The sequence below is a fragment of the Pedobacter sp. Leaf194 genome (genome assembly GCF_001423945.1).
Classification (GTDB): domain Bacteria; phylum Bacteroidota; class Bacteroidia; order Sphingobacteriales; family Sphingobacteriaceae; genus Pedobacter.
In genome coordinates this window covers 40,089-53,582 of record NZ_LMPU01000010.1, presented here as the reverse complement: position 1 = coordinate 53,582, position 13,494 = coordinate 40,089, and the positions used below count along the sequence as shown (strand labels likewise).

Annotated in this window: 11 protein-coding genes; 6 read left to right on the top strand and 5 right to left on the bottom strand. The window is 38.7% G+C overall.

Going from position 1 to position 13,494, the window contains the following annotated elements; genetic code table 11:
* Positions 1-143 precede the first annotated feature (143 nt).
* Positions 144-524, bottom strand: coding sequence for a GtrA family protein (locus ASG14_RS14790; RefSeq protein WP_056871856.1), 381 nt, complete (start codon positions 522-524; stop codon positions 144-146).
* A gap of 1 nt (position 525) precedes the next feature.
* Positions 526-2,166 (bottom strand): glycosyltransferase family 39 protein, encoded by a 1,641-nt coding sequence (locus ASG14_RS14785; RefSeq protein ID WP_056871855.1) that lies wholly within the window; start codon positions 2,164-2,166, stop codon positions 526-528.
* 84 nt (positions 2,167-2,250) lie between these two features.
* Here ASG14_RS14785 and ASG14_RS14780 point away from each other — a divergent pair, with 84 nt between their 5' ends.
* From ASG14_RS14780 to ASG14_RS14770, 3 genes are all read left to right on the top strand, one after another.
* Complete coding sequence (locus ASG14_RS14780) at positions 2,251-2,967, top strand: pyridoxine 5'-phosphate synthase (protein ID WP_056871854.1); 717 nt, start codon at positions 2,251-2,253, stop codon at positions 2,965-2,967.
* Between the two features lie 138 nt (positions 2,968-3,105).
* On the top strand, positions 3,106-4,011 hold the full coding sequence (locus ASG14_RS14775) for a DMT family transporter (protein ID WP_056871853.1): 906 nt from the start codon (positions 3,106-3,108) through the stop codon (positions 4,009-4,011).
* A 110-nt stretch (positions 4,012-4,121) separates the two neighbouring features.
* On the top strand, positions 4,122-4,685 hold the full coding sequence (locus ASG14_RS14770; RefSeq protein ID WP_056871852.1) for a hypothetical protein: 564 nt from the start codon (positions 4,122-4,124) through the stop codon (positions 4,683-4,685).
* 20 nt (positions 4,686-4,705) lie between these two features.
* On the opposite strand, the gene ASG14_RS14765 is transcribed toward ASG14_RS14770, so the two are convergent.
* A complete protein-coding gene (locus tag ASG14_RS14765) occupies positions 4,706-5,557 on the bottom strand; it encodes a hypothetical protein (RefSeq protein ID WP_056871851.1) in 852 nt (283 codons plus the stop codon).
* 307 nt (positions 5,558-5,864) lie between these two features.
* Here ASG14_RS14765 and gcvP point away from each other — a divergent pair, with 307 nt between their 5' ends.
* Positions 5,865-8,741, top strand: coding sequence for an aminomethyl-transferring glycine dehydrogenase (gene gcvP / locus ASG14_RS14760; protein ID WP_056871850.1), 2,877 nt, complete (start codon positions 5,865-5,867; stop codon positions 8,739-8,741).
* A gap of 391 nt (positions 8,742-9,132) precedes the next feature.
* Here the strand turns inward: gcvP and ASG14_RS14750 are convergent, their stop codons facing one another.
* Positions 9,133-9,495 carry a VOC family protein gene (locus tag ASG14_RS14750; RefSeq protein ID WP_056871848.1) on the bottom strand — a complete coding sequence of 121 codons (363 nt, stop codon included), beginning with the start codon at positions 9,493-9,495 and terminating at the stop codon, positions 9,133-9,135.
* Positions 9,496-9,860: 365 nt separating this feature from the next.
* Here ASG14_RS14750 and ASG14_RS14745 point away from each other — a divergent pair, with 365 nt between their 5' ends.
* Entirely contained in the window at positions 9,861-10,445 is a 585-nt protein-coding gene (locus tag ASG14_RS14745; protein ID WP_056871847.1) for a YceI family protein, read from the top strand.
* A gap of 428 nt (positions 10,446-10,873) precedes the next feature.
* Here ASG14_RS14745 and ASG14_RS14740 read toward each other — a convergent pair whose 3' ends face one another.
* Positions 10,874-11,638, bottom strand: coding sequence for an MBL fold metallo-hydrolase (locus tag ASG14_RS14740; RefSeq protein ID WP_200940355.1), 765 nt, complete (start codon positions 11,636-11,638; stop codon positions 10,874-10,876).
* 52 nt (positions 11,639-11,690) lie between these two features.
* Between ASG14_RS14740 and recJ the strand changes: the two genes are divergently transcribed.
* Positions 11,691-13,391: a single-stranded-DNA-specific exonuclease RecJ gene (gene recJ, locus ASG14_RS14735; RefSeq protein ID WP_056871845.1), complete on the top strand. Its 1,701-nt coding sequence runs from the start codon at positions 11,691-11,693 to the stop codon at positions 13,389-13,391.
* Positions 13,392-13,494: the final 103 nt, after the last annotated feature.

The following is a 13,494-nucleotide window of genomic DNA, read 5'->3' as shown; positions in this document are numbered from 1 at the left end:
TCAAATCCGTTATCTTTACATCAGCGCCATGAACAAAGAAAAAGTAAAATTATGGTTTAAGCGGGTTGGATTAGCTGGGTTTTTATTTTTCCTGATAAAGGGAATAATCTGGCTTGTTGTGTTCTATTTTATCGGGAAAAACGTTACTTAAAAGTAAACATCATATTAGCCAGGAAATTCCAGATAAACACAATTACGATTGCAAAAAATTTTGCTACATAAAAGTTCGTTCCGTTTTTGCGTTGATGAAAAAGGTAAATAATAAAAGTATTAAGTGCCAGTCCTATTAAACTTACCATCAGAAATTTGCTAAACTCTGTGCCCCAATGTGTGTTGGTGCTTTGGAAAGTCCATACTCGGTTTATCAGGTAGTTATTAGTTACTGCAAGGCTAAAACCAATTGCGTTTGAGATATACTTATCAATTTTAATTTTTTCTTTAAAAAGCCAGGTTGCGCCAAAATCAATTGCCATGCCCAGCAAGCCTGTTAAACCGAATTTTATTATGCGAAAAAATAAGTCCATGCTAATGTAGCTTAACCAAATAGAAATGCTCTAAAACCTCTTTGCGGGTTTTAGCATTCAAAAACTTACCCGTTAGTTTTGTGATGTGAAAATATTCAAACTTTTTCAGTACTTCCGCACGATAATCACTTCGCAGCTTGGGTAACTCTGCTTCGGAGACGTAAATAACCAAATCTTTCAGATTTTTCGTCTTGTCCAAATCGGCATAATTGTGGAGGTATTTTACTTCGCCTGGCGCATAGAAATCGAAAGAAAAAGCATCAATGTAATTTAATACAGCAGGTTTAGCCCTAGGGTAATTTTCTTTAAGCCAGTTGCCGGCCTGCATGCCAGACTGATACTTCAATACCGCGGGATAAAAAAAAATAAAAAGAAATAAGGCCAGCGTAATTGAAACCGCTGCGCTGCGACCAATTAGGGTTTTTACTTCCTGCCCTCTAACATAAGTAAATGTGAAGATGGCACCGGCGAGAATGACGAACATAACTATTGTCGAATTTTCGAAACCGAAAAAGAACCAGATGGTTAGAAGCAGACTCAGAACTATTCCAAGTATTATATTCTGAGTAATAAGAAAAGCTTTGAGTGTTTTACCATCAAGTTTTTGAAGGAATAAAGCGGTTATTATAGAAAATTGAGGAAAGATAATTAATATGTAATGAGGCAACTGAAACTTAGAAAGTGAGAAAATTAGGAAAGTGACGGCTGCGCTTGCCCAGATAATAATACTTTCTGGCGCTAGGTTGTTTCGGTTTTTCCATTTAAAAAGATTTATAACTGCTGCATAAAACAATACCGACCAGGGTAAGAATGCCCAAAGTGTTGTGTGTAGAAAAAAGGAAACATCACCTTTCCCCTTTATTGGTCCGTTGTTAAAAAAACGGCCAAACTGGCTATCCCAAAAGAAAAATTTCAGGCCCGAAACACCAGTTCTTCCGAAAACGACCTTTTCTGGGTGTAAATCAAATTGATTATAAAGTGCGTATAATTCTGGCGTGATAAAAACAAAGATTAGAACGATAGCAATGTACCATTTCGGATTTAGCAGTTGCTTGTATTGTTTGGTTAGCAACCAGTAAATAATAAAGCCGGCAAACACCGGAATGAGCACAAAAATGCCTTTAATTAGAATTGCACAGGCGGCAAAAAAGGCTCCTGCCACGACATGCCAGAAAGAATAATGATGCGCTTTATAAAAATGGTATATCGATGCAAGCGTAAATGTAGTAATGTAAATTTCGGCACGCACATCGAAAGTTGACGTAATAATATGTAGCGCACTTAAAAAGATTAATGCGCTGATGATGCCTGTTTTGTCACCGTAAATATCTTTAGCTAACTTATAAAGGTACCATGCCCCAAGCAGGCCGAAAAGAAAGGATGGAAGCTTGTAAGCAAAGGATGAAATGCCAAAAATCTTGAATGATGCTGCAGAAATCCAAAACGTAAGGTGTGGTTTATCCAACCAATCGGCCCCGCGACCATACAAATTAAACCAATCTCTAAAAAGAATTATATTTTTAGACATCGATGCGTAAAGTGCGCCGTCGGGTTCCATTACGCCCCCAAAAAGTGCGGGAATGCTCGCGAGTACGAGTAAAACGATTAAAAATTTATATAGTGTAGTATCCTTTAAATTCATATTGCTTTAAGCAAATATGAGCAAAAAAAAGTCAATTTTATTTATGGTTTCCGATTAACAAAGGCAAAGTCTTATCTTTGAAGCATGACAAAGTTATCTGTTAACATCAATAAAATTGCCACATTGCGCAACAGTCGCGGTGGTAATAATCCTGATTTAGTTAAAGTTGCATTGGATTGCGAAGCCTTCGGGGCACAGGGCATTACGGTGCATCCGCGGCCTGATGAGCGTCATATTCGTTATCAGGATGTTTACGATTTGAAAGCCGCAATTTCAACAGAATTTAACATAGAAGGGAATTGTAAAGAGGATAAATTTGTCGATTTAGTTTTGACCAACAAACCTGCTCAGGTTACTTTGGTGCCAGATGCAGAAGGGCAAATTACTTCAAATCATGGGTGGGATACCATAAAGCATAAAGATTACCTGAAAGAAATGGTTTCGGTTTTCCAGAAGGAAGGCATTCGTGTCTCTATTTTTGTCGATCCGATTGTTGAAATGGTTGAAGGAGCTGCCGAAACCGGAACAGATAGAATAGAGTTATACACCGAAGCTTATGCACACAATTATTATGCAGATAGAGAAAAAGCTATCGTAAATTATGTTGCTGCAGCCCACCACGCAAACCGCCTAAAACTAGGCATCAATGCTGGTCATGATTTGGATTTGCATAACCTGCATTACTTTGCGCAAAGCATTCCGGGTTTGCTCGAAGTTTCCATTGGTCATGCCTTAATTAGTGACGCACTTTATTTAGGCCTCGAAACAACCATTAAAAAATATTTGCAACAGCTTGCCTAAATGCTTTATTATTAAAGCAAAACGCTAAAACCGCCACACTAAACAGTTGCGTTAATTGTCTGATTATTGATGTTTTCATGCTCAGATACAAAAGCCCATGTCTTTAACATGAAACTAATTAATTGAAACTATATATTAATGTTAAAAGGAATTCTCCTTGTCTTTTTCGGTGCCTGTAGCTTCGGTATCTTATCTACTTTTGTAAAACTCGCTTATCATGATGGCTACACCCTGGGTGATGTAACTGGTGCGCAAGCTTTTTTCGGCGCAGTAATCCTTTGGGTTTTGTTCTTTTTGCAAAGCAGAACGACCACATACCAATCCAAACAAATCAAGTTTATTACCCCCTGGTGGAAAATGATTCTCGCAGGTTCCTGTACAGGTCTGGTTTCAATTTTTTATTACCAGTGCGTTAAACTCGTGCCAAATTCGGTAGCCATTATTTTGTTAATGCAATTTATTTGGATGAGCATTTTACTAGAGTTTTTAATTTATAAAAAGAAACCTTCAGGTTTGCAATTTTTTGCAATCCTCCTGGTTTTAGCAGGAACAGTTTTGGCAAGTGGTATGGTCGAAACCTCTATCTCAAATCTTAATTTGAGGGGAATCTCGTTCGGATTACTTGCTGCGATTTGTTATGCTGGCTTTTTAATGCTAAGCGGAAAAATCGGAAATGAATATCCTGCGCTTAAGAAAAGTGCATTGATGATTTCGGGCGCCTGCATTTTAATTTTCATCATTTTTCCGCCTGTGTTTCTATTCAATGGAGCATTAAACGGAAGTTTGCTTAAGTGGGGCTTGATTATTTCCGTTTTCGGAACCGTAATTCCTCCATTGTTTTATGCCGAGGGCGTTCCTAAAATTGGTACGGCACTAAGTTCCATTTTAAGTGCTGCAGAATTACCGGTGGCCGTTATGATGGCAGGATTTGTTTTGCAAGAAGAAGTTTCTTTTTTGCGATGGGTTGGCGTATGCATAATTCTGTCAGCAATGGTTCTTCCAAATCTAAAATATTTGAAAAGGACATCAAGTAAAAGCTTATAAGTCTAAACCGCTTCTTTATTGGATTTTTTTTGTACTCACCCAACTTTCAGCGTTCCACCCTCAGACTGTTAAAAAAAATAAATACCTTTAAAAAGCAAAAATCTATAAACATGAAAAAATTAACCATTTATATTTTAGCAGTTCTTTTTATCGGCTTCGCCGGATGCAAAACCAAAACCACCATCAATCAGGATGAAGCCGGTTCGGTGATTACAGAATTTTTAACGGCAAATCCAGAGTATAAAACGACCCGTTTCAACTTCGGCGAAATCAAATTCAGTAGCAAAAGCGATAAGATAACACTGGCAAAATATAAAATTTTAGAGCGTAAGGGCATGGTTTCTCTTACCTTAAAAGAGGCTAATAAAAAGTTTTTATCAAAAGACAGCAGTTTTGTTTATCAGATTACGCTTACAGAAAAGGCGAGTCCTTTAGTTTTGAAACAAGATGAAGATAAAGCAACCGTTAAGGTTGTAGAATACGTACTATCTGATGAAAAGCCAGTCGATTTCTCGCAGGTCAATTCGAGTACTGCCAAAGTAACGGTATCACTAAAAAAGGTGAATACGGATTTTGCCCCATTTGATAAAGATGCGAGTGAAAACAGCAATTTTATTACCAAAACCTATAAACTTAAATTGAGTAAGGATGAAGGCTGGAAAGTACAGAAGTAGCGTAAACCATGAAACCGGTTTTAAGCTTTTTTCTTAACAAACCAATTTTTAAATCTCTTGAAGATATCTTCCTTTTTCGCTTTGGGTTTGCCATCGTGAGTTAAGTTATTATCGTAGTGATCTTGTAGTTCTTCAGCATACTTTTTCTGTGCAGCTTTCCCCTTACTGAGGATTTTTATATAGTGTACTACATTGAAATTGAGCGTGCTGTTAAAAGAAACTGCGTGATATTCGCTTCTCGATTTCGGCTGCTGATTTTCATTTATTTCTGCGCAGCTGTTTTCTGCAAAGTAATCGATGTGAAAAATTTGAGGATTTAGCTTTTTCAGTCTTTTTGTGGCCCGTCTTTCGTTTCGCCACGGGTGCTCGTTTTTGTAAAGTTGTGCCAGCAAATAATCTTTTTTCCAGAGCGTAACCTGATGCGACATTAAGAACTCAGATTTTTTATTGTCGATTTCTGCAACATTAAACCCATCAATAAACAGCTCTGTTGGTTTCGTTTTGTAAACGGTCGAGCTATGAAGTTTCACATGCTTCCAGTTGTTTTCTTCCGCTAAATCAAAAAGCTGAGTAAAAAAGCTGCGGTTTACCGGTTTGCTAAGCCACATATCTTCCTGGAAGTAGAGAATATAATCTTCCTTAATTTGAGTATTTAACAGATAAGAAAGTCGATCGGCCCAGGCTCCGTTACCCGATTTTATGTTTTCAAAACCACTTATCTTAACATCTAGTTCTTCGGTAGCAAAATAATATTGCCCCGGAATTTTAAAATCCCAGTGTTCGGAGAAGAAATGATCAAAACCTTCGTATAGAAATTTGTAACGGTCGCAGGCCTGAACTAAAATGGCAACGTTATTTTTTGATCTTGACATTTAAAATGTATTGTTTATTCAAAGGTAGGAAAACTTTAAAAATCCTGTGTCTTCGCAAAAAATGGAAATTCGAGTTTACCCGCCGCATAACAGCTTCGTGAACAAATTTTATTTTTGTAAAAGTACTGCATTCCAAATAAACGAAATTCATGCCAAACTAGACAAACGTTTGTCATCATCGTTGTTAATAAAGTGTGCCTGCTTTATAGCTATTTGCACTAAATAAGACACCTTTTTTACACTGCCTGATAGCGAAATACAGCATCGTTTTTGCTACCTTTGCAGCAAATTTATTATTCATAACCGCATGAGCTTAAATATCCATTACAAGGAAGATTTTCAAAATCGTCATATTGCACCAAATGAGGCAGATACAGCCGAAATGTTGCAAACTGTTGGCGTAAATTCTATTGATGAGCTAATTGAACAAACTGTTCCAACAGCTATTAGATTAAAGCAACCTTTAAATTTGCCGGCAGCGAAATCAGAAACTGAATATCTTGGTGCTTTGAAACAAACTTCATTGTTAAATAAAGTTTTTAAAAGCTTTATCGGTCAGGGTTATTATGATACCATTACGCCTGGCGTAATTTTACGTAATGTGTTCGAGAACCCGGGATGGTATACTCAATACACGCCATATCAGGCAGAAATTGCGCAAGGCCGTTTACAGGCCCTGTTAAATTTTCAAACCATGGTTATTGATTTAACCGGAATGGAAATTGCCAACGCTTCGCTTTTAGATGAAGGTACTGCGGCGGCAGAAGCAATGTTTATGCAATACAGCACTCGTAAAAACCAATCGGCGAAGAAATATTTCGTGTCTGAACTGGTTTTTCCTCAAACAATAGACATTTTAAAAACCCGTGCGAATCCTTATGGCATAGAACTGGTTATTGGCAGTCATCTAGATTTTCTGGCTACAGAAGATTTCTTTGGGGCAATCGTTCAATACCCTGCAGGCAACGGAGAAGTTTTCGATTACAGAAACTTTGCCTCAGACTTACACACTCAGAAAATTAAGTTAACCGTTGCGGCAGATATTTTAAGCCTAACCTTGCTAACGCCTCCGGGCGAGTGGGGCGCTGACATTGTTGTAGGTACAACGCAGCGTTTCGGAATACCGATGGGCTTTGGTGGGCCACATGCAGCATTTTTTGCAACAAAAGATGAATACAAGCGCTCCATTCCAGGGCGTATTATAGGTGTTACCATAGATAGCCACGGAGATTACGCCTTGCGTATGGCATTGCAAACCCGTGAGCAACACATCCGTAGAGATAAAGCCACTTCCAACATCTGTACAGCACAGGCGTTATTGGCAATTATGGCTGGTTTCTACGCCGCTTATCATGGTCCGAAAGGCCTGAAAGCTATTGCAGAGCGCACACATGGTTTGGCCATCAGCCTGGCTTCAACCTTAAAGAGCCTGGGTTACGAACAATTAAATTCAGCTTACTTCGATACCATTCGTTTTGACTTAGGCGATTTAAAAGGCGGTATCCATTCAGGTTGTGTTGATAACGAAATCAATTTAAATTATGTAGGCAATGTGGCTACAATTTCAGTTGATGAAACCACAACTTTTGAAGATATTACTTTAATAGCTAAAATTTTCGCAAAAGTTAAAGCTGTCGCCGCAGACCAACTTGAAGTAATAGAAAATGTAGAAACGGTTATTCCGGCAGAGTTACAGCGTAAGTCGGCTTATCTGGAACATCCAATTTTTAATTCGCACCATTCAGAACATGAAATGTTGCGTTACATAAAATCGTTAGAGGCAAAAGATTTATCGCTTTGCCATTCGATGATTGCTTTGGGTAGCTGTACCATGAAGTTAAACGCTACGGCAGAAATGATCCCAGTTACCTGGTCTCACTTCGGTCGTGTTCACCCGTTTGCTCCGGCCGACCAGGTGTTAGGTTATTACTCGGTTTTTAACGAACTGGATAAATGGTTGAGCGAAATTACAGGTTTTGCGGCAATGAGCTTGCAGCCAAATGCAGGCGCACAGGGCGAATATGCCGGTTTAATGGTTATTCGTGCTTATCATCAGGATAGAGGTGATTTCCACCGTAATGTTGCGTTAATTCCTGCATCTGCTCACGGTACAAACCCCGCATCGGCGGCAATGGCTGATATGAAAATCGTTGTTGTAAAATCTTTGGAAAACGGTAACATCGATGTTGAAGACTTAAAAGCAAAAGCTGAACTTCATAAAGACAATTTATCGTGTTTGATGGTTACTTATCCATCAACCCACGGTGTATTCGAAGAAAGTATCATCGAAATTTGCGAAACCATTCACGCTAATGGTGGTCAGGTTTACATGGATGGGGCAAACATGAACGCCCAGGTTGGCTTAACAAGTCCGGCTAATATTGGTGCCGATGTTTGCCACTTAAATTTACATAAAACCTTCTGTATTCCTCACGGCGGTGGTGGTCCGGGTATGGGCCCAATCGGTGTTGCTAAACACCTGGTTCCGTATCTTCCCGGTCATACCGTGGTCGATATCGAGAAAGGAAAATCAATTTCTGCAGTTTCATCAGCACCTTGGGGCTCGGCGTCTATTCTCATTATTTCTCATGCATACATTGCAATGATGGGTGCCGAAGGCTTAACAAATGCCACGAAATATGCCATTTTAAATGCAAACTACATGAAAGCTCGTTTAGAGCAACACTATCCGGTTTTATATTCAGGTGCTCAGGGTCGTTGCGCACACGAAATGATTTTGGATTGCCGCTCTTTTAAAGCTTTCGGCATAGAAGTTACCGACATAGCAAAACGCTTAATGGATTATGGTTTCCACGCACCAACGGTTTCGTTTCCGGTTGCAGGAACCTTAATGGTAGAGCCAACAGAATCTGAGCCAAAGCACGAATTAGATCGCTTTTGCGAGGCTTTAATCGCGATTAAAAATGAAATTACCGAAGTGGAAAACGGTACTTTCGATAAGATCGATAATCCATTAAAAAATGCCCCTCACACTGTTGCCGTTATTACAGCAAATGAGTGGGAGCATGCGTACAGCCGTCAAACCGCTGCATTTCCGCTTCCTTATGTGCTAGAACGCAAATTCTGGCCATCAGTTGGCCGCGTAAACGATAGCCATGGCGACCGCTCATTAATATGTGCTTGCCCGCCGGTGGAAAGTTACCTGGAAGAAATTGTTCCTTAGAAGCAATTTACGATAAGCGTTGGGTTAGGTATTGTAAATACAACTACCGTTCAAAGGTGATTTGTAATCTCTTTAAAAAATTATCTGCAAGTTTTGTGAAAGCATTTTCATAAAGCTTGCAGATTTTTTTTTTGGAAATGACTGTCAGTATTTAATGGCCGGTTTCAGCCCCGCCATCCGCTTTACTCACACAAGAAAATTGTGTTTCGTGCCCGCTTTTGTCGTGTTTAAAAACAACAGCCAGGCGCATGTCAGCAAAGTAATTTACCCAACTTTTGTAAATGTGGGGTATAAAGATAGCCTTAACCGACTCAAAGAATTATTCGTAATTGAAGTTAGCAGCTGTTCCATGGTTTTTCCATAGGATACATATCGGGTAACCTACTGTGATTTAACTAAATTCGCCAAAATGCCACAAAATTCCTGATGGGTCATGCAGAAAACATTCTTTACCCCAGGTTTCGGTTTTTATTGCACTAAGCTTCACATTTTCGTATCTGGCTGGTAAACCGAGTGCTAAAAGTTCATTGTAAAAACGATCAACATCATCAACTTCCATAAAAATCATTGTATTATCTATCCAATCTTTCACATAGGCATTTTGCAGGTAAAAGGCCATTTCTCCACTTTTGAAAACCGACATGCTGTCGCCCAAGGTTACTTCTTCGAAACCTAAATCACGGTAGAAGCTTCTTGAAGTTTCAAAATTTTTAGCGCCGATAAACGGTCGGATGGATTTTGCGTTGTGGTTCATGATATAAATTTAAACAAACAATATTATTATGAAAACATTTTACGTTTTGCAGCCTTAAATAGCACCAAAGCTGTAACGGGATTTAAACGGGATTGAAGTGATATACTTTTTTGTTTCACAGGTTCTTACAACCTCGAGATGCATGTTACAAAAAAGATTTAACGTAAAGCCCGGCTAACATTCACCATAGTTCTGCATTTGCTTTTCTAAATAATATAAATAGGCTTTATATTAAACCTCAACAACTAATTTAAGTCAATAGACTGATTTTAAATAAATCCGACTATTTTTGAAAAACTTAACATAGGTCAATAACAAGGGTCGACCTTAATTATATCTTTGTACCATAATTTAAAAACCAGAAAATGAAATTAAAAATCTCTTCAATCTTTTTATTAGTTGCAGTTGTATCATTATCAGCTTTTACAACTATTAAACCAGTTGCTTACACTGTAGATGCAGCAAAATCGACCATTACATGGGTTGGCAAAAAAGTAACAGGTTCTCATAACGGAACAATCGCTTTACAATCAGGTACGCTAAATGTTGATGGCAAAAAAGTAACAGGTGGTACTTTTACTATTGATATGAATTCAATTAAAGATGCAGACGGTAGTGCTAAATTAGAAGGTCACTTAAAAGCAGACGATTTTTTTGGTGTTGCTAAATTCCCGACTTCAACTTTCGTAATTACTAAAGTTGCCGGTTCTGGCGCTGCGGTAACAGTAACAGGTAATTTAACAATTAAAGGAATTTCTAAGCCATTAAGTTTCCCTGCAACTGTAGCTGTAAATGCTGATGGTACTGTTTCTGCTTTAGCAGGTAAAATTACTGTAGATAGAACTAAATATGACATCCGTTACGGTTCTAAATCTTTCTTCGATAGCATTGGCGACAAAGCAATTGACGATAATTTCGAATTAGCTGTTAAATTGGTAGCTAAAAAATAATTAATCCTGTCTCGGAATTTAGGAAAGTCCTGGCAATTTTGCCGGGACTTTTTTTTGTTTTACAGACTTTTCTAAAGATTTTTGGAAAGCAACTTCAGTGAAACTATTAGTGTTTGTTCCCGCCATTCGCTGCAATCTTTTTCAAACCTAAAAGGTTTTTAAAACCTTATAGGTTTAATCAAAAGTATTTTCGCTGCTGTCGGGTTTAGAAACTACAGAACTGCAAGAAACGCAGCTTGCAAATTGCAGGTTTGGCTAAAGCCTTGCTCGCCTTATTTATTTTCCGTCAGCTAAAGCTAGGCGGTAATGAAATCCATAGCCAATCGGTTTTACCAGCTTAAGTCCTTTCGCTTTAGCCTATAGGCTTTGGTCTTTGAGCTTTAGTCTTTCCCCCTAAACCTTTCGCCTTTCTACCTTCAACCTCAAAATTATCTTATCCTAAATCCGCCTTCAACCGCATCTACAAAACCCGTTGCGGCACTTTTTCCATGGTAGAATAAACATTCCCAGTTTTCATCGGCGGCACGTTTACCAAATTCTTTACGTAACTCCATGGCCTTGCGCCCGTCGAAATCATATTTAGCAATAAAATTTTTCACCAGTTCTTCGGGTTCTGGTAACACATCGCCACCAAAAAAAACTTTCTGTTTTCCCTCTGTTAACAAAAAAACCTGGTGATTGGGGCAATGAGCGCCAGTAAATTCAAAGGCAATTGTTTCATCCAAATTACCGTTGCCTTCTACAAAGTGGAGTTGCGCATTTCTCTGAAGAAATGCAAAGATATCGGCATGGTAGGAAGATGAAGTGCTGCTGAAGGCAGTTTCCCATTCGCCACGATTAATCACATATTCCGCATCCGGAAAACTAAGTTCAGTTTTATCGCCAAGTTTATGAATCATACCGCCAGAATGATCATAATGTAAGTGCGACATTAGAACTTTGGTTACATCAGCCGGGTCGAAACCGGCATTGCGGATGTTTTTATGTAAAACAAGTTCGCCATGGTCATCGCTAAAACCCAAACCTGTATCAAACAGAATCAAATCGTTCTTCAGTTCAACTAAAAAAGGTTGAACATTGATAAACAATGAGCCCGGCCTGTCTTTAAAATTATGTATGGCCGTGTCGAAAGGAACGAATTTCTTCGACGCATCAACAGAATAGGTGCCTTCGAATAAGGTATGAACTTGCAAAATGTAGAGATTTAAATTAAAAAAGTATATTTACTGTTCGGAAACAAATATAATGGAAAAAAGATGGGTGCTGACATCAAATTGCAATGATGACACGGTAAAGAAAATAACGGAACAACTTAATATAGATAGCTCGCTTGCTCGGATTTTAGTTCAAAGAAACATTTGCGATTACGAATCTGCCAAAGATTTTTTCAGGCCGGATTTAGATCACCTTCACAATTCTTTTCTTATGAAAGATATGGATGTGGCCATTGCAAGGATTGAGCAGGCACTTAATACACACGAAAAGATTCTCATTTATGGCGATTACGATGTTGATGGCACCACTTCGGTTGCTTTAGCTTATAGTTTCTTTTCTCAGCTTACGCAAAATATAGAATACTACATTCCTGACAGATATTTGGAAGGCTACGGCATTTCTACCGCAGGTATTGATTACGCAAATGAAAATGGTTTTTCGCTAATTATTGCACTGGATTGCGGGATAAAATCGCTTGATAAAATAGACTACGCAAATACGCTTGGCATCGATTTTATAATTTGCGACCACCACTTACCAGGCGATGAACTGCCAAAAGCGATTGCAGTATTAGACCCAAAACGGGCCGATTGCGAATACCCTTTTAAAGAATTGGCAGGTTGTGGAATTGGTTTTAAGCTGGCGCAGGCTTATGCGCAAAAACATCATCTTCCAAAAGAATCATATTTGCAATACCTTGATTTGGTAATGGTGAGTATTGCTGCAGATATTGTTCCGGTTGTTGGCGAAAACAGAATACTGGCTTATTATGGTATTCGAAAGCTGAATACAAATCCTTGTGAAGGTTTACGTGCTTTAATGGAGGTTTCAGGCAAAACGGAAAACTACACTATAACCGACGTTGTGTTTACATTAGGGCCCCGGATAAATGCCGCCGGAAGGATAGACCACGCCAAACACGCGGTTGCCATGTTACTTTGCCAGGTTGATGGGAATTCGCTGGAACAAAGCGAGCTTATTAATTTAAAAAATACCGAGCGGAAAACTTTCGACCAGGACATTACAAGAGAAGCTTTGGCGTTAATTGGCGATAGCGAAATTTTAATTAACAAAAAAACAACCGTTGTTTTTAATGAGAATTGGCATAAAGGTGTTATTGGAATTGTAGCTTCCCGTTTAACAGAAAAATATTATCGTCCAACAATTGTTTTAACCAAATCAAATGGCCATGTTGCAGGTTCTTGCCGTTCGGTGGCCGGTTTCGATTTGTACGAGGCGTTAAGTGGTTGTTCACATCTGTTAGATCAGTTTGGCGGACATAAATTTGCTGCCGGTTTAACCATGCAGCAAGGCAATGTAAATGCCTTTGCCGATAAATTTGAGGAAATTGTTTCAGCAACAATTACCGACGAACTTTTAACGCCGATGATCAAGATAGATGCCGAAATAGAGCTTGCTCAAATAGATGGGAAGTTTTATCGGGTATTGGCGCAAATGGGCCCTTTTGGTCCGGAAAATATGGCGCCAATATTTGTTACGCACAAGGTTTACCTGGCCCAGCAGGCAATGGCTGTTGGCGCAAATCATTTAAAAATAAATATAAAGCAACAAAATTCGTCTATTTTTGAAGCCATTGGTTTCGGGTTAGCAGAATTTCAAAATCTCCTGCAACCAAAAGTTCCATTTTCTGTTTGTTATACAATAGAAGAAAATGTGTGGAGAGATAAGAAGCGTTTGCAACTAAATATTAAAGGAATAAAAATTAGTTAAACAGCCCGCTGTGCCCAACACGCTTCAGATTCTTTAGAAAAGTTTCTGAAATGAATTAAAAAGGCATGGTGTGAAAATACAGATTTAGATTTGCAGTAATCGT